Below are 26540 nucleotides of genomic sequence, written 5' to 3' on the forward strand. Positions count from 1 at the left end.
TTTAGCAGCGGATTTTATATTCTCCTCGTAATCTCTAAAAAAATAGAAAGGTGAGTTAAATGCTTGTCCATTATTAAAACAACCGTGAAGGCATATTTTATTACATGTCCACGGTTGTTTTTTATTTGTCCTCATAGAATTTGCATAGAATTAAAAGGAATTTCTACGGTAAATGTCAAAGACAAAATATAAACAAAGGAGGGGTAGGATGACCACTAGATTTGATCGAGCGTTCCATGAACTAGAGCGTCCTTTTGCTTGGGTGGACTTTGATGCACTGGATCACAATATAGCGACTGTATATGACTTCTGTGGGCAGAAAAATATACGTGTTGCTACGAAATCGATTCGTTCTGTCGAGATATTACGCTATATACAAAATAATCTCCCCAATGTGAAGGGATTTATGACGTTTACTGCGGCAGAAACAATATTTTTACTTCAACAGCATTTTGATGATTTATTGCTAGGATATCCGGTGATGGAAGAGGCTGCTGTACGTCAGTTATTGCACTTCGTAAAGGCAGAAAAAACTGTCACATTTATGGTCGATAGGTTAGAACATGTTCGATTTTTGGCAGAACTAGGGCGAGAGCTAGGCGTTCGTGTGAGGGTATGTATTGATATTAATGTATCCACGGATTTTAAGATGCTTTATTTTGGTACAAAACGCTCTTCGCTCCATTCACTTGAGTCACTAACACCATTCCTCGAATATATTAAAAATCAGGCTTTTATTGAGGTAGTTGGAGCGATGGGTTACGAGGCCCAAATTGCAGGAGTTGGTAATCGTCCAGCTAATGCTGTGAAAGGAAAATTGATTGAAGTTATGCAATTGCAAGCTAAAAAGCAAGTTACTCAGTTTCGTAGATTAGCCATTGCGCATATAAAAGCATATTTTCCAAGTTTGCACTTTGTAAATGGTGGTGGTTCGGGAAGTATGGCATACACAGCACAACAAAAGGAGGTAACAGAAATTACGGTTGGCTCTGCATTTTATGCACCTGCCTTATTCGACCAATTTACGCATCTACAGCTGGAAAAGGCAGCTGGATTTGCTTTAAGTGTCACAAGAAAGCCAGAAAAAAATATTGTTGTTTGTCACGGCGGAGGCTATACGGCGTCAGGGGCAATTAGTGCTGATCGCTTACCGGTATTCTATGACCCAACCTTTTTTTCATATCTTAACCTAGAAGGCGCAGGAGAAGTTCAGACACCCGTTAAGGTAAAACAGAAAAATGTTCATGTTGGGGACACGCTTTATTTCCGACATGCGAAGGCTGGAGAACTTTGCGAAAGATTTCAAGAACTACATGGAGTTAGAGGGGACAAGTATGTAGGAGCTTATGCAACCTATAGGGGGGATGGACAATGTTTTCTATAGATAAATGGAAAAATGGTGAGAAGTGGACAAACTGGGCAGGTAATGTAATCTCTTATCCATCTGAGATGTACTTACCTCGTTCTATTGAAGAGGTTACAAATATCGTGGGGCATGCACGTGAATTTGGAAAAACGATTCGTGTCACAGGTGCAGCTCACTCCTTTAGCGCTGTTGCGATGCCTGAGCATATAGCATTGTCTTTACATAATATGCGTGGGCTTATAGCGGTGAATGAAGAGAAGCAAGAGGCGACACTTTGGGCAGGGACTTATTTATATGAAATAGGCCCATTGCTTGCGAAACATGGCTTTGCTCTAATAAATATGGGCGATATTCAAGAGCAAACGATTGCGGGTGCAGTGTCAACTGGTACTCATGGAACGGGCGTAACACTCGGGTCGTTATCCTCAGCTGTAACAAAATGGGGATTTGTAGATGGTACAGGTACTTATAGGGAGCATATGAGAGGAATGGATGATTTATCTGAAGCTTTACATGTTTCATTAGGTATGCTTGGTGTGCTTGTTAAAGTGACGATCAAAGTAATTCCTCTTTACAGTTTACATTATGTAAGCACAAGAGATACTTTAGCAAATGGGCTGGCGAAATTTGCTGAAGATATTCGACGGCATCGACATGTTGAGTGGTTTTATTTCCCTAGTAGCGAAACAATTCAAGTAAAGCGTATGAACGCTATAGCGCCTGTTTATCAGAGTGAATGGAGTAAAAGAATTGAAACATTGAAACTTCAAATAGTAGAGAACGGTGCTTTTTTTGCTATGTCCGAACTTTGTAAATGGAAGCCATCGTTTAGTGGTGCTATGAGTAAGTTAGCGGCAGCAAATGTTGTAGAAGGGGAGAAAATGGGGATAAGCTATGAAATTTATCCGTCTCCACGTAGCGTAAAGTTCCAAGAAAGTGAATATGCTATTCCATTAACGCAATTTGAGTCATGTATGGAGGAGATCCATGCAACTTTTAATAGTGGAATTTTTAATGTGCATTTTCCGTTAGAATGTCGGACGACAGCAGGTGAAGCAGGTTTTTTAAGTCCAACCCAAGGTCGAGAAACAGCGTTTATTGCCTTTCATATGTATAAAGGAATGCAGGAAGGTCCTTATTTTGAATGGGTCCATACGATGATGAAGAAATATAAGGGACGACCACATTGGGGCAAACTAAATCATTTAACTGCTAATTATGTATACGAGCTATACCCGGATGTTGAAAAATTTTTAGCCATTCGAAGTCAATGTGATCCTGATAATGTGTTTTTGACAGGGTACTTAAGAAAATTATTTACATTATAAGCGCTATTTCTTTAATTGCAGTTCATCTCTTTTGAAAGATTAAGTGAAAGTATCGAAAGATTATTGAAAAAATTAAAATTTGAACGAAATGTCAAAATATTCACAGAAGCGAGATAAAAACGACAATTAGTCAGCATGAAAACGATTTCAAATTTTGTAGATTTTTTAAATTGTTTAGACAATTCAAAAAATACTGTTGACGAGACCTTTTTTTCGTACTATGATAACAACAATTTAACAAGTTCGTTACAGCAGTTAGTTGTCTTAGGCGATTAACATATACGCAAAAATAAAATAGACAGAACATTTCGTATATAGCAACGAACATAGCAATAAATGAGGGGCGTTTAAAATGAGAAGTGACATGATTAAAGTAGGCGTAGATCGTGCGCCACATCGAAGTCTTTTATATGCAACAGGCAAAGTAAAAGCGAAAGATTTAGGCAAGCCATTTATCGGGGTTTGTAATTCTTATATCGACATTATACCAGGTCACGTTCATTTACGTACATTTGCTGATGTTGTCAAAGAGGCCATTATTGAAGCGGGTGGAATTCCATTCGAATTTAACACAATCGGTGTAGATGATGGTATTGCAATGGGGCACATTGGTATGCGTTACTCGTTACCAAGCCGTGAAATTATCGCAGACTCTGCTGAAACAGTTATTAATGCACACTGGTTTGATGGCGTATTTTATATTCCTAACTGTGACAAAATCACACCGGGGATGTTAATGGCAGCAGTTCGTACTAACGTACCATCAATTTTCGTATCTGGTGGTCCAATGGAGGCAGGTACTTCTGCTACTGGTAAGCAACTTTCATTAACTTCAGTTTTTGAAGGTGTAGGAGCTCTTAAATCAGGCAAAATGTCATCTGAAGAGCTGTTAGATATTGAAAACAATGCATGCCCAACATGTGGTTCATGTTCAGGAATGTTTACTGCAAACTCTATGAACTGCTTAATGGAAATGCTAGGAGTAGCTTTACCTGGTAATGGAACAATCGTAGCGACTTCTGATGAGCGCCATAAGCTTATTAAAGAAGCAGCTAAACAATTAGTCCGTATGGTTAAAGAGGACATTAAGCCTCGAGACATTATTACTAAAGAAGCAATTGATGATGCATTTGCACTTGATATGGCGATGGGTGGTTCGACAAATACAGTCCTTCATACATTAGCAATCGCCAATGAAGCTGAAATCGATTATAACATTGAAGATATTAATAAAGTAGCAGAGCGTGTACCGTATCTAGCGAAAATTATGCCTGCTTCAGATATTTCAATGGATGATATAAATAAAGCAGGTGGCGTTAGTGCCATTATTAATGAATTAGTATCTATTCCGGGTGCTATTCACCCAAATCGACAAACTGTTGCAGGAGTAACAATGGGCGAACTTGTAGAGGATTATCACATTACAAATGATGAAGTTATTCGTACGAAAGATAATCCTTATAGCCCAGTTGGTGGTTTATCAGTTTTATTTGGTAATATCGCGCCAGACGGTTCAGTTATTAAAGTAGGCGCTGTAGACCCTTCTATCAAAGTATTCAAAGGTGAAGCAATTGTCTTTGATTCACAAGATGCAGCACAGGAAAATATTGATAACGGAACGGTAAAAGAGGGTCATGTAGTCGTCATTCGCTATGAAGGACCAAAAGGTGGCCCTGGGATGCCTGAAATGCTAGCACCAACCTCTGCAATTCAAGGTCGCGGTCTTGGTACAAAGGTTGCGTTAATTACGGATGGACGTTTCTCCGGTGCATCTCGCGGTATTTCAATCGGACATATTTCACCAGAGGCAGCAGAAGGCGGTCCTATCGCTTTAGTAGAGAATGGCGATGTGATCACAATTGATCTACCAAATCGTACGATCAATTTAGAAGTTTCAGATGAAGTATTAGCGGAGCGCCGTGCAAAATTACCGGTATTTGAACCGAAAATTAAGCGTGGTTGGCTAGCAAGATATTCAAAATTAGTAACAAACGCCTCTACAGGTGGCGTAATGAAAATTTAAAAAGGTAAAACGTTGATGAGGTTAAAGGTTCTAGAGCCTTGTATCTACCAGAGAGCCGGTCGTGCTGGAAGCCGGCGATACAACTAGATCCGACATCCCCTCGGAGTGAGCTATTAAACGCGTGTACGCAATTAGATAGCTCCGGGCATAATCGAAAGTGCTCGTTATTAATGAATAAATGATTTATGACATCGTTTTGGATGCGAGTGATTTCGCATAGGTGCATAAATACTTACATTTATTCGCGAGGTAGCAATTATTTGCTATAAACAAGGGTGGTACCATGGAAAGTCTTTTTCATCCCTACGCAAGGTAGTTCTTTGCGTGTGGAGAAAAAGGCTTTTTATTTTTTTAACGACGTTTGAAAGAGTCTGTTACCTCTTTTCAATGGGAGAACCAGCTAGTAACACTTCAATGATGCGCATTACTGATATGTGAAATTGAATGATAAGAAGGAGGCATATTTGATGAGTACGAATGTTTCTATCAATGAAAAAGAAGAATTAGCAACATCAGCAAAAGCTGAACAAACCTATCAAGCGAAAGATGGTGCTGACGTATTAGTGCAGGCACTACATGAACAAGGTGTTGAAATTATTTTTGGTTACCCAGGTGGAGCGGTACTACCAATTTATGATGCCATTTATAAAAATCCGATTCGTCATATTTTAACTAGACATGAACAGGGTGCAATTCATGCAGCGGAAGGTTATGCACGTGTTTCCAATAAGCCGGGTGTTGTTATTGCAACTAGTGGACCGGGGGCAACGAACTTAGTAACTGGTATTGCTGATGCAATGATTGATTCTATTCCATTAGTTGTTTTCACAGGTCAAGTTTCAACGGCTGTAATTGGTACAGATGCTTTCCAAGAAGCGGATATTATGGGGATTACGACACCAATTACGAAGCACAATTATCAGGTGCAGGATGTTAATGATATCCCGCGTATTGTTAAAGAGGCATTCCATATTGCGAGTACTGGTCGAAAGGGCCCTGTTGTAGTTGATTTTCCGAAAAACGTGTCTCAAATGCTATTTGATGTAGAGACCCCACCACAGGCCCCTGATGAAATATATTTACCAGGTTATCAACCAACGTACAAACCAAATTATTTACAAATTCAAAAGGCTATACAGGCGATTTCATTGGCCAAAAAACCAGTTATTTTAGCTGGTGCTGGTGTTCTCTTCGCAGATGCCAAAGAAGAGTTAACAGCATTCGCTGAAAAATACCAAATTCCGGTAGCAAACACTTTGCTAGGACTTGGTTCAATCCATGGAGAGCATGAATTATTCATCGGCATGGCAGGAATGCATGGAACTGTAACAGCCAATACAGCTATTACAAAGTCAGACTTATTGTTGAATATCGGAGCTCGCTTTGATGATCGTTTAACTGGTAATTTGGCGACATTTGCTCCAAATGCGACAATCGTACACATCGATATTGATCCAGCGGAAATTGGAAAAAACGTGCCAACAGACATCCCAATCGTTTCAGATGCTAAAGAAGCTTTAAAAGCATTATTGAAAAAAGACTTCGATGGTCCGGATACAGCAGAATGGCTAACATTCTTAAATAATCATACAAAGGAATATCCATTATGGTACAGCAAGGAGCCGGGGGACAAAGAAGTATTACCGCAGGAAGCATTAGAGCTTGTGCATAAAATTACTGAAGGTGATGCAATTGTCACGACAGATGTTGGGCAGCATCAAATGTGGGCTGCACAATATTATCGATTAAACAATGATCATGGATGGGTAACGTCTGGTGGACTTGGTACGATGGGCTTCGGCTTCCCAGCTGCAATTGGCGCCCAGTTTGCGAAGCCAGACAAAAAAGTTGTTTCCATTGTAGGTGATGCAGGATTCCAAATGACTGCGCAAGAGCTTTCTATCCTGCAAGAATTCAACTTACCGGTAAAAATCGTGATTTTAAATAACAGCTGTTTAGGAATGGTACGCCAATGGCAAGAAACATTTTATGAAGAGCGTTATTCATCCTCACTTATGCCGATTCAACCAGATTTTGTTAAATTAGCCGATGCATATAATTTGAAGGGCTATCGAATTAACACAATCGATGAAGCAGAGAGTATTTTCCGCGAGGCACTACTTTCTGATGAGCCAGCGTTAATTGATTGTCGTGTAAAACAACTTCAATGTGTTTACCCAATGGTAGCACCAGGCAAAGGCTTACATGAAATGATTGGGGTGAAAAAGAATTGAAACGAGTAATTACAGTAACAGTGATTAACCAAAGCGGTGTTTTAAATCGTGTAACAGGTTTACTTATGAAGCGCCAATTCAATATTGAATCAATCACAGTTGGTCATACTGAACAGCCAAACTTTTCGAAAATGACTTTTGTTGTAAACGTAGAGGATGAGCGTAAAATTGAACAGCTAGTGAAGCAATTATCAAAGCAAATTGATGTGTTAAAGGTCAATGACATAACAGATAAATCAATCGTGCTACGCGAGTTAGCGCTTGTAAAGGTAATTTCACCACCAAATTTACGTCTGGAAATGAATTCAATTGTTGAACCATTCCGTCCACAAATTATTGATACGGCGAAAAACGTTGTCACCTATCAAGTTGTAGGAGATCCAGATAAGATTGATGCCTTTATTGAACTTATTCGACCTTATGGTATTAAAGAATTAACGCGTACAGGGGCTACTGCATCTGTTCGTGAAACACAAAGAATCTCAAATTCGCAGCTCTCTATTTTAAAATAGTTTGCATATAAAATGGATAGCTTTGGATACATAGCCCTTAGTGGTTTACTGGCATCCGAAGTTTAAAAAAACAAACCAAAAATTAGGAGGAAACAACAATGGCTACTATGTATTATGATCAAAACATCAACGAGGAAGTATTAAAAGGGAAAAAAATCGCAATCATCGGTTATGGTTCACAAGGTCATGCACATGCCCTAAATCTTAAAGAATCAGGATTCGATGTAGTAGTAGGAGTTCGTCCAGGTGGATCTTTCGATGCAGCAAAAGCGGATGGAGTAGATGTAAAGACTGTTGCTGAAGCAGCGCAAGAAGCAGATGTTATCCAAATTTTACTTCCGGATGAGCGTCAAAAAGCTGTATATGAGGCTGAAATCGCTCCACATCTTGAAGCAGGTAAAGCACTTATGTTTGCACACGGCTTCAACATTCACTTCGGTCAAATTACACCACCAGCAGATGTGGACGTATTCTTAGTTGCACCGAAAGGTCCAGGACACTTAGTTCGTCGTCAGTTCCAAGAAGGTGCTGGTGTACCAGGCTTATTCGCAATCCATCAAGATGCAACTGGTCAAGCAAAAGATTTAGCTCTAGCTTACGGTAAAGGAATCGGCGCAGCTCGTGGTGGTTTACTTGAAACATCATTCAAAGAAGAAACTGAAACTGATTTATTCGGTGAGCAAGCAGTACTTTGCGGTGGCGCTACACAATTAGTAAGAGCAGGTTTTGAAACATTAGTAGAAGCAGGCTACCAACCAGAGTTAGCATACTTTGAAACTCTTCATGAACTAAAATTAATTGTTGACTTAATGTTTGAAGGTGGTATGGCAACAATGCGTTACTCAGTATCAGATACAGCTGAGTGGGGTGACTATGTTGCAGGACCACGTATTATCGACGACTCCGTAAAAGCTCGTATGAAAGATGTTTTAACAGATATCCAAGATGGCACATTCGCTCGTCGCTGGATTCAAGAAAACGAAAATGGTCGTCCAGATTATACAAAATTCAAAGAAGCTGGTGCAAATCACCAAATCGAAGAAGTTGGTGCTAAATTACGTGCTATGATGCCATTCATCAATGAAGGTAAAGAAAAAGTTGTGAGAGAAGTGGCTACAAGCGCGAAAAATTAATATTTTCGATACAACACAAATTGCCAAGTAACAGGAGCGCCTAGGAGTGACAATTAGTGAAGCAGGTTTTCCTGCTTCGTCACCCGGTGGCTTTGATGCAGTGTAGGAACAGTAAAAAACTCTACTGTAACAGGATTAGCCCGCTGTGTATAAAAGATATCGACACAACTTGGGAAGCGATCGGCAAAAGCTTATTTAAATGCCATTAACCGTCATTTGATACAAGCAAACCTTCGTTCACAGCCTGTAAGTTAATCGATTTTCAAGACTCTGTGTAAATGTCGCAAGTTTTGATGGTAGTGAATGGAATCAGCATAATGCGCATTCCAAACGCAATTATGCCAATAACGTGTAGTCGTAATATTGATGACCTCACCTATAAAAATTGGTGAGAGTATTACTAAAATAGCGTAGTCAACGCTATACAAAGAAAGGTGTTTTGACGATGGAGAAAAAAATTACAGTACTTCCTGGTGACGGAATTGGGCCAGAGGTTGTTGCTTCTGCTGTACGTGTATTACAGGTGATTGGTAAGCGATTCAACCATACATTCCATTTAGGTTATGCAACAATCGGAGGCGCTGCCATCGACCAACACAATAATCCACTACCAGATGAAACAATTGAGATGTGCGAAAACAGTGATGCAGTTTTACTTGGAGCGGTAGGTGGTCCGAAATGGGATAATAATCCTCCTGAATTACGTCCAGAAAAAGGATTACTACGTATTCGCAAACATTTTGACTTATTCGCAAATCTTCGTCCAGTAAAGGCGTTCCCGAGTTTACTAGATGCTTCCCCATTAAAGCGTGAAGTAGCTGAAAATGTCGATTTAATAATTGTACGTGAATTAACAGGCGGCGTATACTTCGGGGAACCACGTATGCGTACTGAAAATGGCGCGATTGATACAACGGTTTACTCAACTGCAGAAGTTGAGCGTATCGTTGAAAATGCCTTTGAATTAGCACGTTTACGTGGAGGCAAATTATGCTCTGTTGATAAAGCAAATGTACTTGAAACAAGTCGTTTATGGCGCGAAGTAGTAGAAGCGAAGAAAAAGGATTATCCAGATGTGCATGTAGAGCATAATTTAGTTGACTCAGTTGCTATGAAATTAATTACAAATCCTAGTCAATATGATGTGGTAGTTACTGAAAATATGTTTGGAGATATTTTAAGTGATGAAGCATCTGTTATTACAGGCTCTTTAGGCGTACTACCTTCAGCGTCCATTCGCGGAGATAATTTTGGTCTATATGAACCAGTACATGGCTCAGCACCAGAAATTGCAGGTCAAGGTGTAGCTAATCCAGCAGCAACAATTCTTTCGGTGGCTATGATGCTACAATATTCATTTGGCTTAAAAGAAGAAGCAGCAGAAATTGAACGTGCTGTGAGTGCAGTATTTGATGATGGTTATTTCACTGCAGATCTTGCAAGTGACGGCGCTCGTATACTGTCGACAAATGAATGGACAGATAAAGTAATTAACGAAATAGATACAAGCTTTGTTTCAGAAAGCATTATGACAACATACATTTAAGAAATGAGTGAAGATAATGGGAAAAAATATAATTGAAAAGATTTGGGATAAACACGTCGTTTATCAGGAAGAGGGCAAACCGGACCTGTTATATATTGATCTCCATTTAATTCATGAAGTCACTTCTCCGCAAGCTTTTGAAGGTCTACGTTTGAACGGACGTCAAGTGCGTCGTCCAGATTTAAGCTTTGCGACAATGGATCATAACGTGCCTACAAAAAATCTACCGACGATTCATGATCCAATTGCACGTAACCAAATTGAAACGTTAGCTAAAAACGCTGAAGAATTTGGCGTCGAGCTTGCAGGAATGGGGCACCCTGACCAAGGTATTGTTCACGTAATTGGACCTGAGCTAGGTTTAACTCAGCCTGGTAAAACGATTGTTTGTGGGGACTCTCATACGTCTACACATGGTGCGTTCGGAGCGATTGCCTTCGGTATTGGTACATCTGAGGTAGAGCATGTATTGTCAACACAAACCCTATGGCAAAACAAGCCAAAAACAATGGAAATTCGTGTGGAAGGTGAACTTCCTGTAGGTGTAGCTGCAAAAGATATTATTCTAGCGATTATTTCTAAGTTCGGGATTGGAGTAGGTACAGGACATATTGTGGAATTCACCGGAGAGGCTATCCACAAACTTTCTATGGAAGAACGGATGACAATTTGTAACATGTCGATTGAGGCGGGCGCAAAGGCAGGGTTAATTTCTCCTGACGATACGACTGTTGATTATATCCGTGGACGAAAACATGCACCTCAAGGAGAAAAGTTTGAAGAAGCGGCAAATTATTGGTTAAGCTTAGCATCAGATGAAGATGCAACATATGATACAGTTCGAATCATTCAAGCACAAGACATAGAGCCAATCATCACTTGGGGAACGAATCCGTCAATGGGTTCAGGTGTGTCAAGCCATGTTCCAACACAAGCAGATTATGAGGATGAGTCAGATAGAGCGGCTCTTCGAAAAGCGCTTTCTTATATGGGCTTAGAGGAAGGTCAACCGTTAACTTCAATCGATATTCAACACGTATTTATCGGTTCCTGCACAAATTCACGCATAAGTGATTTACGTGCAGCAGCAGATGTCATCAAAGGGCGTAAGGTGCATGAAAATGTAACAGCGATTGTTGTACCTGGCTCCTATTCGACGAAACAACAAGCAGAAGCAGAAGGATTAGATAAAGTCTTTACAGATGCTGGCTTTGAATGGCGTGAGACAGGTTGCTCAATGTGTCTGGCGATGAATGATGATGTAGTACCAGCTGGTGAACGATGTGCATCAACATCAAACCGCAATTTTGAAGGACGCCAGGGAGCCGGTTCTCGTACACACTTAGTTTCACCGCCAATGGCAGCAGCGGCAGCAATTGCTGGTCATTTTGTGGATGTTCGTGAATTCGTAAAGGAAACTGTGTAAATTCCATTTACACGGAAAGGATGATTGCAAATGGAACCAATTAATATCGTAAAAAGTGTGATAACACCACTTGATCGTAAAAATGTCGATACAGACCAAATTATTTCGAAAGAGTTTTTAAAGCGTATTGAGCGTACAGGATTTGGGCAGTATTTATTTTACCATTGGCGCTTCGAAGCAGATGGTAATGAAATAAAAGACTTTGTGTTAAACAAACCTGAATTCAAAAACTCTAAGATTTTAGTAGCACAAGATAACTTCGGCTGTGGTTCTTCTCGTGAACATGCACCGTGGGCAATATTAGATTACGGCTTCAATGTAGTGATTGCACCATCATTCGCAGATATTTTCCATAATAACTGCTTCAAAAATGGGATATTACCAATCAAACTGGCTGAAGCAGAGTGTGATGAAATTTTAGCAAAAGGCTTAGAAAAAACGTACACGATGGAAGTCAATTTGGAGGCACAAACAGTAACGGGTGAAGATGATGTAGTTTATAAATTTAACATCGACCCTTACTATAAAGAAACATTGCTGAATGGTTGGGATGAAATTGCTCTTACCTTTAAATACGAAGAACAAATCGCTGCTTATGAAGCAAATCGTATTGCATTTTAATAGCTGAAGGGATTTCCTTATGACTGAAGACAGACTTGTTGTCTTCAGTTTTTTTATTGCTTAATTTAGGAATTGTTCGGGTAGGAGTGGTAATGAAAAAAAGCTCTTTGACCGGTAAATGTCTAGACTTAATCACTTTACATAATAAAAATACTTTATTTTAATTCGTCATTTATTTGTAAAAAATGTATAACGAATTGAAGCAATATTTTGATAATATATAAATAGGGTTATGGTAAATAAATGGAATGCTATCCAGTTTATTGATTCATCACTAAAGCGCGCAGTCCAAAACAGAGACAACTACATGTTTTAGTAATGAGCTAGTTTATATAAATGTTTACAGAAAAAACTCAAGTGAAAAATAAAGGGGGAGCAACATGAAAATCCTTCGAAAATACAGCTTGTTAATTGGGGGCTTAGGTTTTTCTAAATTAGGGGACTGGATTTATCTTGTAGCGCTCAATTTATTTGTATGGCATTTAACACAATCACCTGCAGCGATGGCTGGAATCTTTATTGTCGGACCAGTTGCAAGAGTTTTAACAAGTTTGGTAGCTGGCTCTTTCATTGACCGTATGAATAAACGCAAGTTGATGATTACAACGGATATGATCAGAGGCTTGATCGTTTTTTGTATGCCGTTTATGGAATCTATTTGGCTCATCTATACGCTGTTATTTATAGTGAATATAGCAAGTAGCTTCTTTGGACCTAGTAGTACATATTATATTACGAAGTTTGTTCCTTCAGAAGATAGACAACGTTTTAACGCAATACTTGGCACGTTCAATTCAGGATCGTTTTTAATAGGTCCAGCACTAGCAGGACTCCTCATCATTCTTTTTAATACGACAGTGACAATTTGGTTCAATAGCTTTACATTTTTTGTTTGTGCTTTGATTATTTCCTTTTTACCAGATGTAGATGATATGAAGGAAACTTCACGGCAACGTATTACGTGGCAACTATTAAAAAGTGACTATCAAGCTGTACTAGCTTTCATTCGCCAAAATGTATTTTTTATAACGATTTATTTACTCTTTCAAAGTACATTAATGATTGCATTTGCGCTTGATTCTCAAGAAGCCACTTTTATCAAGCATGATTTAGCTTTATCTGATAGTTTATATGGGGCCTTTGTGAGTAGTGCAGGAGCAGGAGCAATTTTCGGTGGGATAGTTGCCGCAAGCTTCGCCCAAAAATGGTCCACTCGATCATATATAGCTTTTGGTTTGTTTTTGACAATGCTGTTTTACACTGCCTTTTATGCCTCGACATCAAGTATTTTGGCATTTGTAAGTTTAGTTTTTCTAGGATTTTTTATGGCATTTAGTAATTCTGGTTATGAAACATTTTATCAGCAAAATGTACCGCCTGAAATAATGGGTAGATTCGGTAGTTTTGCGAATATATTTCAAAATATTTTGCAAATATCCTTAACCTTACTATTAGGACTATTTGCAGAATTATTTACACTTCAAATGACTGCAATTATTTTCGGTAGTATTAGTATTTTATTTTCGATTTCATTATATTTTGTTCTATATTCTAAAAAAACTATATCAGCTTAAAGGAGGAAATATTATGATTAGCTATTCGCTTCGTTGTATTTTTTGTAAGAAAACATTTGAGGTTGTAGAAGGATCAAATAAATATAGATTGTATAAACAAAATATGGAAGGGAAATTTTCTTGTGAAGATTGTGATAGAAAAATTGAATTGGAGTCAAGGAAAGGTTTATTGGGAAAACTTTAAATTGAAGCTTGTGCTGAATTGGTGAACATCAATAAGAAGATTAGTACTCCACAATTTTCTAATGGTATGCCCTGTCTTTCTACGGATTTCTCAGTTAAAATGAAAAAATAAGATGGAAGGCAGGGTATAAAGATGATTACAGTTATCGGTAGCATAAATATGGATTTAGTTGTACAAATGGGGAATTTTCCAAAGCAGGGAGAAACGATCCTCGGTAAAGATTTTCAAACGATTCCAGGGGGAAAAGGGGCTAATCAGGCAATAGCTACGGCACGCCTTGGAAGTGAAGTCACAATGATCGGCTGTGTGGGCTCCGATAGTTTTGGTGAAACATTACGCACTGTTTTACAACAAGAGCATATTCAAACTGAAGCTATTACAAGTGTATCGGCACCTACTGGGATTGCTAATATTTTACTCTATAATAATGATAACCGTATCATTGTAGTACCTGGTGCTAATTATGAATTAAAGCCTACACATATAGAGGCAGCGAAAGAAATCATACAAAAAAGTCAAATGGTCATTATGCAGCTAGAAATCCCAATGGAAACGACTGCGTATGCAATAAAACTTTGTAAAGAAGCAAATGTACCTGTTTTATTAAACCCAGCACCAGCGGCAAATTTTGATGTGCAATGGATGGAGGATATTACCTATATCACACCGAATGAAACGGAGTGTGCTGAAATTTTTGGAGATAATATAGAGCAGGTTTTAGAAAAATATCCTAATAAATTGATAATGACGCTAGGTAGTGATGGCGCACGCTATTATGATGGTGAATACCCTATTCATGTTCCGGGTTATATGACGAGAGCGGTAGATACAACAGGAGCAGGTGATACGTTTAACGGTGCACTCGCTTATGCTTTAGTTGAAGGGCAATCTTTAGATCAGGCAGTGTATTTTGCAAATATTGCTGCTTCGTTATCAGTGGAGAAATTCGGTGCACAAGGTGGTATGCCAACACTTGGAGCAGTTTATGCACGTATGACTGGAGTTGATGAATAAAGAGAAGATCAACTCAGTACAAATATTTACTAATAATTATTATTTCTTTTAGTCTGAATGAGGAATAATATCTGCGATAGAAGGTTTTGTGGAATAAGATTTTTTACCTATTTGTGACGGCGGTATTTAAGTATATTGTCCTTTTTTATCGTTAATTCTTAGTACTATGTATTAATAAAGGAATCTTTTCATTTATAATAACTTTAGATACATAGAAAAGAGGTATTGAGGATGACAGATATTGATAATGTGCCGATCGAATATACAGCCTCAGCGAATAATATTTTGCCACAGCTTGTGGATCATTTGCGACAATTACATGGCATTATTGTACAAAATACATATGTAAAAGATACAGCTAAACACTTAAATCGTATCATTCAAGATGCTGACAACGAAACAATGATTCTTATTGTTGGGAAAGAGCGTGTCGGAAAAACAACATTGGTAAATGGATTACTAGGACGTCAAGTTTTGCCTGTTAGTGAGCAGCATCCAACTGGGGTAAATACATTTTTGCGATACGGTGAACATGAAGAAATAAAGGCGTATTTTTTAGATGGTGTCGTAGCTGTATTCGATATGAGCAAGCTAGAATTATTGACGACTGGCGATACTTTCGCCTCTCAAATACTACGAGAACATTTAGATTATCTAGAAGTATATTTAAAAAATGATTTATTAAAATCTGTGACAATTATTGATTCTGTTTCATTGGAAGCTGGGGGAGGAGAAATGGCCTACTTCCCAGAAGCATTGATGAACCGTGTGGACGAGATCTTTTGGGTAGTACGTTCAGGTTCGATGGCTATTAATCCAGAAATATTATTAATGGAAACGTTAAAAAACAAAGGTGTTGAGCCGCTTTGTGTCATCAATGCCATCGATTCAAATGAAAATACGAAGGCGTTTATTGAAGCTGAGAGAGAACGATTTGGTCATTTAATAAGTGATTTTGTTGCGATCTCTGCAAGAGAAGCAATTGAAGCTAAACAGATTAAAAGTGATGAGCTTTGGAAAAAAAGTGAGTACGAGCAATTAATTTCAGAAATTCATCGAGTTGCAGAAAATAGTGATAAGAAAACGTATGGCATTTTAATTCGCTTCTTGCAATGGCTTGAACGTTTCCGCTTCGAATTAACTGTTATTCCACAAAGAGACCCATTCCAATCTGCTGTTAAGAACATTGAAAAGTATACAGGTGATACACAATATGAATTTTCGCGCTATCAACGTGACTTAGCGATTGTGACCGAATATGAGCAAGAATACGAACAGGTTGCCAATGTATTTAAAAATGTTCAAACATTATACCAACTTTTACAAATCATTTCACAAACTGATTATTTGCAGGATGAAATTGTAGAAAGCTTTACAGAAAAGGCTGTATCTTATCAACAAGTGTTACGAGAATATCGAAATATGCATAGTGAGTATTTACGTGAATACGATCGATTGGACGCACAGCATAAAAAAATTCACGGAAAAGGTCTTATGAAGGCTATCTTTGGTCAGCATACACAAAATGGATTTTTCAAGGAACGTGTTAACAAGTTAAATGAGCAGCAATTGGTTTGTATTGCTCAATATGAAAAAGTGCAAGAAGCGGAGGAATTAATTCTTCATTCCATCCATTCCATACAAAGTTATCTTATGGAGTTAACGAAAATACGTTTAGCACGTATTGAGGAAAAAGTACTAGAACTAAATCAACAACGTTCAAAAGAAAAGTCCCAATTACAATTATACGCAAATAAATTGAATGAATTTTCTTGTTTAATGGAAGCGCAGGGCTATATTAAAGACAATATTCAACCGTTTTTAATGGACGAACAAATGCCGCTTAAAGCAAAGGATATTGAAATGCTAAAAGAAGCGGTTAACAGTATTATGAGCATTGATCTGTCGAATAATGGCCTACTTGCACGTAGTCAGATGAACAATAAAATGGAGAATACTGCAATTCCTTTCGATGTTCAGAAGAAATATCCATTTCATCCGTTAGCTTTAGCAGAAGTAGATGTAAAATCAAACGATATACCAGAAATTCCGAAAAAGTTAGATATTCAGTATGAAGATTAAATAATAAAGGAAATGTTCTAAAAGTAATTTAAACTTTTAGAGCATTTTTTTAGTATTTCGTTTTTTTTTTGCTCATCACCCAAAGTTGTGGATGACATTTAGAGGACGTCCCCAGGAAAGCGTCCAGTCGGAACAGAAATCAACAACAAGTAATGTTGATGCCCTTTGATTATTAAAAATTGGGATTATATTGAAACAAAATGAATTGTTTTTTCGTATAAATAGAAGGAGGGGTTAAAATGATACGAATTAACGGACGTTTTACGGAAGCAAAAATTTATTCAAATACAGCATTACAATCAGCTATCGATCAAATTAAAGAATTGGCAAATCAGGCTTTTATGGAAGGAACAAAAGTACGGATTATGCCAGATTATCATGCAGGTAAGGGCTGTGTTATAGGCACAACGATTCAGCTTCAAAATCGTGTAGTGCCTAACCTTGTGGGCATTGATGTTGGTTGCGGGGTATTTGTAGCTGAGTTAAATGAAGCGGATATAGATTTTTCTAAACTCGATGCTACAATTCGAGCATATATACCAAGCGGAAAGGATATCCATCAGGAAGTATCTCCTGAACGCTATTTTGCTGAATTCGAGGGGAGACAGTTTGTAGCGAGTGGTTTAAAGGATGACTATACAAATTTATCGCTTGGTACACTTGGGGGAGGAAACCATTTTATAGAACTTGCTAAAGATGAAGCAGGTACACATTACTTACTTATCCATACTGGCTCGCGTTACGTCGGAGCTAAGGTAGCAAATTGGCATCAAAAAAGGGCTTTTGAAACATTGCAACGGGAAGATTTAAAAGTGAAAATAGCCGAACTGAAAGATCAGGGGCGTGAAAAAGAAATTCAAGCGATGATTAAAGCTCATAAAGAACAAAATCCAATTGTACAGAAAGATTTAGCTTATTTAGAGGGCGAATATTTCCATGATTATATTCACGATATGAAAATCGCTCAGCAATATGCTCGGATGAATCGCTGGACAATTGCCGAAACAATTGCCAAGCATATGAACTGGCATTTTAGCGAAACATTTGATACGATCCATAACTATATTGATACGGAAACAATGACGTTAAGAAAAGGCGCCGTTCGAGCAAATAAAGGGGAGAAGCTCGTTATTCCTATGAATATGCGAGATGGTTCACTCATTTGTATGGGGAAAGGGAATGCAGATTGGAATTACTCTGCACCACATGGGGCAGGTCGTATGTATTCTCGACGTGCTGCAAAAAAAGCACTAAATATGGAAGTTTTTAAAGAAACGATGCAAGGTATTTGGACAACATCTGTAAACGAAGAAACATTGGATGAAGCCCCAATGGCATATAAACCGATGTCAGAAATTACATCTGTTCTAGAGGAAACTGCGGAAATATTAAAAGTGATCACACCCGTTTATAATTTCAAAGCTAGTGAAGCAGCTAAGCCATATGAGCGGAAAAATAATCCCTAATAATAGAAATTAGTGATACTTGTACTTTCCCTTATCTATTAACATTATATCTGTAATAGTATAAAATAGGCTTACAAAGATGAAATGGGTGGTTTTTTGGTATCTTCAAAAGATGTGGCAAAGTATGCGGGTGTCTCTCAAACAACAGTTTCAAGAGTGTTAAATACTCCTGAACTCGTAAAGCCGAAAACTATAGAAAAAGTGATGAAGGCGATTGAAGAATTAAACTATATTCCAAATGATATTGCAAGGTCACTTGTACAGAAAAAAACAGGCATTATTACATTGATTTCGGGGCCATTACATAATCCTTTTTTTGTCGATACAACAACTGCAATCGTTAATTATGTTAATGCTCGAGGCTATAAAGTAAATGTTTATTTTGGTACGGAAGATAATTTAGATTCTATTTATAATGCTGTTTTGGAAACGAAGGCTGATGCGATTATTTTATCGTCTATGTTATATGAAGATGACTTATTTTTTAAGCTTGAAAAATTAGGTATCCCATTTATTATGTATAATCGCAAGCATCAGGAAAATAGGCATTTTGTAGAAATTGATAATGTGAAAGCTGGTTATATAGCGACGAATCATATTTTATCTTTAGGTCATCAAGATATATGCTGGATTGGTGGTCCACATGAAATAAGTACTTTTTATGGAAGGTACAAAGGCTTTAAAAATGCATTAAAGGACAGCGGTATAGATGCGAAAACAGTGTCGGCGTTTTTAACAAATACTAACAAAAATGATATTAAACGAGCATTTGAAGAAATACTTGAGCTTCCTAAAAAACCTACAGCTATTTGTGCTGCAACAGACGCAATTGCCATTGAAATATTAAGTCTTTGTTTAGAACGGGGTTTTCAAGTTCCTAAAGATTTTAATGTTATTGGGATTGATAATGTGGAGCTTAGTAAACACCATTCGATTGCTTTAACAACAGTAGGCTTAGAATCCGAGAAAAGCCTCGGATTTATTGCTATTGAAAAATTATTTGAGGTAATGGAGAAAAAAAGCACTTGCATCCAACAAACAGAATCTGTTAAACTTTTCCCAAGAAATACTACGAGTAAGAAATGAACTGATGAACATCAGTTTGTTTTTCACTCAAAAATGGTTACGTATTCATTTTTTTGTTACCTAAAATGAATACGTAACCATTTGGAGAGAGGAGTGAGTGAGGTCTTGAAAAAGGGCTTATTTATTAATGGACAATGGCAAATGACAGAAGAGTATATGGAGGTTCAAGCCCCCTACTCAAAAGAGGTTGTAGCACAATTTGCGATGGCAACTGAAGATGATGTACAGCATGCAATTGAAAGTGCTCATGCAGCAGAATTCGAAATGGCAGCATTAACAGCATTTCAAAGGGCAGAGATTTTAGAACAGCTATCTGTTCTATTTATTGAAAATCGAGATGAGGCAGCTAGCATTATTTCGCTAGAATCAGCAAAGCCGTTAAAGTATGCCTATGCTGAAATTGATCGAACGATTGAAACTTACAAATTTGCAGCAGAAGAAGCGAAGCGACTATCTGGTGAAATGATTCCGATGGATGCATCTAAAAGCGGAGAGGGTAGATTTGGTTATACAATTCGTGAACCATTGGGCGTTATTGCGGCCATTACACCTTTTAATTTTCCGCAAAATTTAGTAGCCCATAAAGTTGGACCGGCATTAGCAGCTGGTAACACAATTGTATTGAAACCTGCAACACAAACAGCTCTATCTGCTCATTTTCTAGCAAACCTATTGGCACAAACAAATTTACCAAAAGGTGCATTTAACTTAGTAACTGGGCAAGGCAAACTAATAGGGGATGCATTTTTAGCACATCCAAAAGTAAAAATGATTACATTTACCGGGAGCCCAGCTGTAGGTATTTCCCTTCGCAATCGCGCTGGATTAAAGAAAGTAACATTAGAACTAGGTTCGAATGCGGGTGTTATTGTGGATGAAGGCGTTCAACTCGATCAAATAATGGACCGAATTGTTATGGGGGCTTTTTCAAATCAAGGTCAAGTTTGCATCTCGCTACAGCGTATATATGTAAAAGAAAATATAATGAATGAATTTTTAGAGCAGCTAAAAGCAAAAGTAGAGCGCTTAACAATAGGGGACCCACTTGATGCAACAACAGATTTAGCGATGATGATTTCAGAAACTGAGCAGCAGCGTGCTATCACATGGATCGAAGAGGCGGTAGCAGAAGGTGCGCAGGTACTGACAGGTGGTCGTATTGAAAACAATATTTTACTTCCGACAGTGTTATTGAATGTATCTTCTACTAGTCGTGTATCTTGTGAGGAAATATTTGCGCCTGTAGTTATTGTCAATACTGTTTCATCAGTAGAAGAAGCCATTGACGCTGTTAATGACTCAAATTATGGCTTACAAGCAGGGATATTTACACCTTCCATTGAGACGGCCTTTAAAGCTTCAAAAAAATTACAAGTCGGGGGTGTCATTATAAATGACGTTCCGACATATCGTGTAGATCAAATGCCATATGGTGGCGTTAAAGAAAGCGGAACCGGTCGTGAAGGAATCAAATATGCAGTTGAGGAAATGACAGAAATGAAGCTTGTGATTTGGAATAATAATTAATTTCTATCGGCGGATGTTTCGATACCCGCTGATATAGAGGAACTCAGTCTAAGAACGCCACGTCCTGTGGCTGCGACTGAGTGACCAACATCTTGTTGCTGACGCTACGTTAGCACTGCGCTTTCGCACAGAAAACATTTGTTGGCCCGAAGCCTCCGGCGGATTCCTGACGTAATTATGGCGAGGCATAATTAATCACGAATGGAGATGGTTGTAAATGAATACTATCAAACAACACCCGAAATTGTATGTTATGGACAATGGAACAATGCGAATGGATAAAAACTTTATGATTGCCATGCATAGTCCTGCAACTATTGATTATCCAAACAAGCCAAATGAATTTGTAGAGTTTCCAGTTTATACAGTATTAATTGATCATCCAGAAGGAAAAATATTATTTGATACAGCATGTAACCCAAATTCAATGGGATCTGAAGGGCGCTGGGGTGAATTTACTCAGAAAGCATTCCCAATTAATATGCCAGAGGAATGCTATTTACATCATCGATTAGAAGAGTTAAATGTGCGTCCAGAAGATATTAAATATGTTGTAGCTTCACATCTACATTTAGATCATGCAGGCTGTTTAGAGCTTTTTACGAATGCAACAATTATTGTACAGGAAGATGAATTCAATGGAGCTTTACAAACATACGCAAGAAATGTAAAAGAAGGTGCCTATATTTGGGGTGACATTGATATGTGGATAAAAAACAATTTGCAATGGCGATTAATTAAGCGTGGTGAGGATAATGTGAAACTTGCAGAAGGAATCCAAGTTTTGAATTTTGGAAGTGGTCATGCTTGGGGAATGCTAGGTTTGCATATTAATATGCCAGAAACCGGGAGGATTATTTTAGCTTCGGATGCCATTTACACTGCCGAAAGCTTTGGTCCACCTATCAAGCCGCCTGGTATACTATATGATTCTGTTGGCTATAATTCTACAGTGGACCGAATTAGAAGATTAGCAAATGAAACAAATTCGCAAGTGTGGTTTGGCCATGATCCAGTCCAATTTAAGTCATTTAGAAAATCGACAGAAGGCTATTATGAATAGATAGGAGTAGAACAATTATGCATAAATTAACCTTTACTCCTGCGAGTTATACAGGCTGGGGTTGCTTGAATCAGCTACTACCGGAAGTAGAAAAATTGAAAGCAAATAATATTTTAATAATCACAGATCCATTTTTAAAAAAGTTAGGTTTAACAGATCATCTTGAAAAGCCTTTACTTGAAAATGGCTACTCTACAACTATTTATACCGATATTGCCCCTGAGCCACCGCTCGCAATTGGTGAAAAACTAGTTGAGTTTACAAGAAAGCATCATTTTGATTTAGTAATTGGTTTAGGGGGAGGAAGTGCATTAGACTTAGCGAAACTTGCCGCGGTTTTAGCAACACATGATGGGAAAGTGGCAGATTACTTAAATTTAACGGGAACAAATTCTCTTGAAAATAAAGGATTACCTAAAATTTTAATTCCAACTACATCTGGAACAGGCTCAGAAGTGACAAATATTTCAGTACTGTCACTTGAAACGACGAAGGATGTTGTGACACATGATTACTTATTAGCAGATGTCGCTATTGTAGATCCTGCGTTAACAATTTCTTTACCACCAAAAGTGACTGCTGCTACAGGTGTAGATGCTTTAACACATGCAATTGAGGCCTATGTTTCCGTAAATGCAAACGAAGTAACTGATGCACTTGCTCTACAAGCTATAAAATTAATTAGTGGCTCTATCCGAACTGCTGTGGATGACGGTCAAAATAAGCAGGCACGCTCGGATATGAGTTATGGCAGTTATTTGGCAGGCTTAGCCTTTTTCAATGCTGGTGTTGCAGGAGTACATGCTTTGGCTTATCCACTTGGTGGCCAATTCCATATTGCTCATGGAGATTCCAACGCAGTGCTATTACCATATGTCATGGGCTATATTCGTCAAAGTTGCGAAAAACGAATGAAAGATATTTTAGATGCAATGGGTATTTCATCTGCGTATTTATCGCAAGAAGAGGCTTCCTATAAATGTGTAGATGCATTGAAGCAACTTGTGCAGGATGTTAATATTCCGTCAACATTACAAGGATTTAATATACCAGAAATAGCACTGGAACAACTAGCGGATGATGCGACAAAGCAAACAAGAATTCTAGCACGTAGTCCAATGCCACTTAAGCGAGAAGACATCTATACTATTTTTCGTGCTGCATTTGATGGAGAGGTTCGAGAACCGCAGCCATTTTAAAAGAAAAGAGAAACGTTGAATGCCGGCGTTTCTCTTTTCTTCCTATGTTTTATGTAGCGAAAGCAAAGCGGTACAAGAAGCAGCTTATCGAAGCCTAAAATCATGGAAACTTATAGATGGAACTCAAAAAATTGTTTTTCCACTGAAATAAATAAAAAAGAATCTGCTCATACAGATTCTTTTTTGTTTAAAATTATATTTTATGCTTCAGCATCAGGTGAAAATGAACGTGTAGCTAATTCGGCGTCAAGCATAAAGATTGCATTGGAGTCATTTTCAATGCGTTCGATTTTACGAATTAACGTGTCAAACGTTGATTCTTCCTCTACTTGCTCGTCAATGAACCATTTTAAGAAAGCCATAGTCGCGTGCTCGCGTTCATCTAAAGCGATATCCGATAAATGATAAATACGGCGCGTTACTTCTTTCTCGTGTGAAAGGCCAGTTTTGAAGGCATGTAAAATAGACTCAAAATGATTATCTGGACTATCAAAACCATGGATTGTTGCACGGTAACCCATATCACTTAGGAAATTATAAAATTTCATCGCATGGAAGCGTTCTTCTTCAGCCTGTACTAAAAAGAAATTGGCAAAGCCATCGTAATCTTGATCTGTGCAATATGCCGCCATCGCCATATAAGCATGCGCAGAGTAAAATTCAAAATTCATTTGTTCGTTTAGTGCTGTGTGTAGTTTTTCAGATAACATAAATATTTTCCTCCCTTTACAGTAAATATTTACTGCTTCTCCTATAGTATACAGCGAAGAATGGTAGTATGGCAAAGTTTAATTGATTTTTATTCTCAATTAGGGGAATTAATCAAATTCGTTCTTTAAACGCCAAATTACTTCTAAAAGATTGACAAATAAATTAATGAAATCTAAGTATAAATTTAAAGCCATACCAACGACTTCAGCATCTGAAACGTGATTATGTCGGATTTTGTTAAAGTCATAGACCGTATAGAGACTAAAAAGTAGTACAGTAATTCCCGCAATAATCAATGCGAGCAAGTTGCTAACAGGGAAAAACATAAAGACTAATGAAAATACAATAACGACAATTAGGACAGTGAATAAATAGCTTCCCCAATTGGAAATGTCTTTATTCATCATCATACCAATCAGTGCTAGCACAATGAAAATAGCTACGGTCGCTACGAATACAAGTAAAACAAGCTGTTCCCCTAATTCCGCAATGTAAAATTGTGTTGTCCAAAATAGTGTAATTCCCATTAAAAAGGGGATTGTATACATAATGGAATTAGCAAGCTTCACACTTCGCACAAAGCAAACGATGATAAGAAGTACAAGAGTAATAATAGATAGCGGCATGACAACCGCTGGAGGTAATAATGTTGCTATGTACATTCCGACAACTGTCAATACCCACATAAAAGCAAAGTGTTTTAAAATTTTGTTTAAGTTTTGATTTTTAGCATACGTCATATAGAATAATCCTTTCTTTTTTAAAATAACTTTTATATAGTAACATACGTGTCGATTTATAAAAAGATTCAATTACAAAAAATTTGTATTTTTAACATAATGTGGGTTCAAATGTTGACCAAGTGCCAAATATCTTTCGTTTAGTAATGCAAAAAAACCTGGTCTTCGTGAGGACCAGGTAATATTTTTACAGATTATTTTACATTTTTTCTTTGATTTTTCACACCAACTAAATAACCACCAAGGGCAATTCCAATTAAGACAATCCAGAAAATGGCCTTCCATATCGTTGAATGTGGGAATTCATGTGGAATTATACCTAGTTTTTCGTGTGCTAATGTTAAAACAGCCAGCTTTACACCAACCCAGCCAACGATTAAGAATGCAGCTGTTTCAAGTGATGGGAATTTATCGAGAACTTTCACGAACCAACGAGCTGCAAAACGCATCATAATAACACCGATTAGACCTCCTAGGAACATCACTGAGAATTGACCTGCGTTAATGCCGCCAACATCAAAATTTCCGATATGAGGTAGTGTCACTGCAATGGCAACAGCTGCTAAAATTGAATCTACCGCAAAGGCAATATCGGCTAATTCTACTTTTATGACTGTCATCCAGAAGCCAGATTGCTTTTTAGACTCATGAATTTCTTCAGGATTTTGCGCGGCTTTCCGTGAATCATAAATATGCTTACCAGACATGATTAATAAGTACGCAGCACCAATTGCTTGAATTTGCCAAAAATTAACGAGCGTAGTAATAAGAAATAATGCAGCAAAGCGGAAAACAAATGCTCCTACCAAACCATATAATAGTGCTTTTTGCTGTTGTGCCTTTGGTAAATGTTTAACCATAACGGCCATTACAACTGCATTATCAGCAGCTAATAAACCTTCTAAAACAATTAATACGACGAGTACCCATGCGTATTCGAGTAAGATTGCCTCCAAATTTATTTCCTCCTTTTTACTTAGAACAGAAATGAACATACTGCTTTTAACGTAGTCTTTGCTATTTTAGGCAAAATAAAAAGACCTCTGCCTAAAAAATAGGCAAAGGTCTTGCTAAGCGATCACTGTTATACAGAAAATATCTTGTTCGCCAAGATATGCCTTCACACCCGATGGTTAATAACCATGTAATGACGAATGTGAAATCAGATGCTCGTTCACATCTGCTAGCTACTCCCCTTTGACATAATTGTCAAAAGCTATTCAATTCTTTATACATGGATTATAGCATGGTGATCGTCAATTGCAAATAAAAATGTGAAGTTATGTTAAAAAAATTTGGTGATTGTTTTCATGAAAAGGCAATTTAAGCAATTATACAAATAATTTTTTGTTAAAAAATTAAGCAGGATATTTCAAAGGTTATAAAAATAAAAGTCGTATTAAGTTGGTTGGGCGTGAGAATAGGCAACTCCTTAGGGGATACTACAAAGAAGTGAGTAGAGGAACGAAGACGCTGGGACATAAATATGTTTTTACGGCAAAATTAAAAAATTCTACATCAGAAAAGCGCGAGAAATCAATGTTACCAAAATTGATTTCTCACGCTTTTTAAGGTTTTGACCAGTTATGTCCCAGCCTCTTAATGTTGAGACGATGAATTGAAAGACCAAAAGAATAAATCCTAATCCAGATTTAATCAACAAATAAAAATATCCTCTCAAATAGGTAAGTCGCCTTTGAGGGGA

At 37.8% G+C, this 26540-nt stretch carries 20 protein-coding genes; 17 read left to right on the plus strand and 3 right to left on the minus strand.

Annotation, left to right across the window (positions count from 1 at the left end):
• The first annotated feature begins 208 nt into the window (after nucleotides 1-208).
• From ACVYAD_RS08105 to ACVYAD_RS08185, 17 genes are all read left to right on the plus strand, one after another.
• Nucleotides 209-1384: an amino acid deaminase/aldolase gene (locus tag ACVYAD_RS08105; RefSeq protein ID WP_476425721.1), complete on the plus strand. Its 1176-nt coding sequence runs from the start codon at nucleotides 209-211 to the stop codon at nucleotides 1382-1384.
• A complete protein-coding gene (locus ACVYAD_RS08110) occupies nucleotides 1372-2694 on the plus strand; it encodes a D-arabinono-1,4-lactone oxidase (RefSeq protein WP_476425723.1) in 1323 nt (440 codons plus the stop codon). The genes ACVYAD_RS08105 and ACVYAD_RS08110 overlap by 13 nt, the downstream gene beginning before the upstream one ends.
• A gap of 352 nt (nucleotides 2695-3046) precedes the next feature.
• On the plus strand, nucleotides 3047-4717 hold the full coding sequence (gene ilvD, locus ACVYAD_RS08115) for a dihydroxy-acid dehydratase (protein WP_476425725.1): 1671 nt from the start codon (nucleotides 3047-3049) through the stop codon (nucleotides 4715-4717).
• Nucleotides 4718-5184: 467 nt separating this feature from the next.
• Nucleotides 5185-6951: a biosynthetic-type acetolactate synthase large subunit gene (gene ilvB / locus ACVYAD_RS08120; RefSeq protein ID WP_349661401.1), complete on the plus strand. Its 1767-nt coding sequence runs from the start codon at nucleotides 5185-5187 to the stop codon at nucleotides 6949-6951.
• The gene (gene ilvN, locus ACVYAD_RS08125; protein WP_349661400.1) at nucleotides 6948-7463 is read left to right on the plus strand and encodes an acetolactate synthase small subunit; all 516 of its coding nucleotides are present in this window, start codon (nucleotides 6948-6950) and stop codon (nucleotides 7461-7463) included. Before ilvB ends, ilvN begins: the two co-directional genes overlap by 4 nt.
• Nucleotides 7464-7561: 98 nt before the next feature.
• A complete protein-coding gene (gene ilvC, locus ACVYAD_RS08130; protein WP_197144330.1) occupies nucleotides 7562-8596 on the plus strand; it encodes a ketol-acid reductoisomerase in 1035 nt (344 codons plus the stop codon).
• A gap of 445 nt (nucleotides 8597-9041) precedes the next feature.
• Complete coding sequence (gene leuB / locus ACVYAD_RS08135) at nucleotides 9042-10142, plus strand: 3-isopropylmalate dehydrogenase (protein WP_476425727.1); 1101 nt, start codon at nucleotides 9042-9044, stop codon at nucleotides 10140-10142.
• A gap of 16 nt (nucleotides 10143-10158) precedes the next feature.
• Nucleotides 10159-11568 carry a 3-isopropylmalate dehydratase large subunit gene (gene leuC / locus ACVYAD_RS08140; RefSeq protein WP_476425728.1) on the plus strand — a complete coding sequence of 470 codons (1410 nt, stop codon included), beginning with the start codon at nucleotides 10159-10161 and terminating at the stop codon, nucleotides 11566-11568.
• A gap of 30 nt (nucleotides 11569-11598) precedes the next feature.
• Entirely contained in the window at nucleotides 11599-12189 is a 591-nt protein-coding gene (leuD, locus tag ACVYAD_RS08145) for a 3-isopropylmalate dehydratase small subunit (protein WP_476425729.1), read from the plus strand.
• A 380-nt stretch (nucleotides 12190-12569) separates the two neighbouring features.
• A complete protein-coding gene (locus ACVYAD_RS08150; protein ID WP_476425731.1) occupies nucleotides 12570-13763 on the plus strand; it encodes an MFS transporter in 1194 nt (397 codons plus the stop codon).
• 316 nt (nucleotides 13764-14079) lie between these two features.
• A complete protein-coding gene (rbsK, locus tag ACVYAD_RS08155; RefSeq protein WP_476425733.1) occupies nucleotides 14080-14961 on the plus strand; it encodes a ribokinase in 882 nt (293 codons plus the stop codon).
• A gap of 231 nt (nucleotides 14962-15192) precedes the next feature.
• Nucleotides 15193-17043, plus strand: coding sequence for a dynamin family protein (locus tag ACVYAD_RS08160; protein WP_476425735.1), 1851 nt, complete (start codon nucleotides 15193-15195; stop codon nucleotides 17041-17043).
• A gap of 239 nt (nucleotides 17044-17282) precedes the next feature.
• Nucleotides 17283-18509: an RtcB family protein gene (locus ACVYAD_RS08165; protein ID WP_476425737.1), complete on the plus strand. Its 1227-nt coding sequence runs from the start codon at nucleotides 17283-17285 to the stop codon at nucleotides 18507-18509.
• A gap of 96 nt (nucleotides 18510-18605) precedes the next feature.
• A complete protein-coding gene (locus ACVYAD_RS08170; protein WP_476425739.1) occupies nucleotides 18606-19595 on the plus strand; it encodes a LacI family DNA-binding transcriptional regulator in 990 nt (329 codons plus the stop codon).
• Between the two features lie 105 nt (nucleotides 19596-19700).
• A complete protein-coding gene (locus ACVYAD_RS08175) occupies nucleotides 19701-21122 on the plus strand; it encodes an aldehyde dehydrogenase family protein (protein WP_476425741.1) in 1422 nt (473 codons plus the stop codon).
• A gap of 217 nt (nucleotides 21123-21339) precedes the next feature.
• Nucleotides 21340-22185 carry an AhlS family quorum-quenching N-acyl homoserine lactonase gene (gene ahlS, locus ACVYAD_RS08180; RefSeq protein ID WP_476425743.1) on the plus strand — a complete coding sequence of 282 codons (846 nt, stop codon included), beginning with the start codon at nucleotides 21340-21342 and terminating at the stop codon, nucleotides 22183-22185.
• Nucleotides 22186-22202: 17 nt separating this feature from the next.
• Nucleotides 22203-23384 (plus strand): iron-containing alcohol dehydrogenase, encoded by a 1182-nt coding sequence (locus ACVYAD_RS08185; protein ID WP_476425745.1) that lies wholly within the window; start codon nucleotides 22203-22205, stop codon nucleotides 23382-23384.
• 200 nt (nucleotides 23385-23584) lie between these two features.
• Here ACVYAD_RS08185 and ACVYAD_RS08190 read toward each other — a convergent pair whose 3' ends face one another.
• The 3 genes from ACVYAD_RS08190 to ACVYAD_RS08200 all read right to left on the minus strand — a co-directional run bounded on the left by ACVYAD_RS08190 (nucleotide 23585) and on the right by ACVYAD_RS08200 (nucleotide 25791).
• Nucleotides 23585-24094 carry a ferritin gene (locus tag ACVYAD_RS08190; RefSeq protein WP_349661388.1) on the minus strand — a complete coding sequence of 170 codons (510 nt, stop codon included), beginning with the start codon at nucleotides 24092-24094 and terminating at the stop codon, nucleotides 23585-23587.
• A gap of 108 nt (nucleotides 24095-24202) precedes the next feature.
• Complete coding sequence (locus ACVYAD_RS08195) at nucleotides 24203-24835, minus strand: Bax inhibitor-1/YccA family protein (protein ID WP_476425747.1); 633 nt, start codon at nucleotides 24833-24835, stop codon at nucleotides 24203-24205.
• A gap of 194 nt (nucleotides 24836-25029) precedes the next feature.
• Nucleotides 25030-25791, minus strand: coding sequence for a TerC family protein (locus ACVYAD_RS08200; RefSeq protein WP_349661386.1), 762 nt, complete (start codon nucleotides 25789-25791; stop codon nucleotides 25030-25032).
• Nucleotides 25792-26540 lie beyond the last annotated feature (749 nt).

It is taken from the genome of Lysinibacillus sp. G1-3, assembly GCF_056322905.1.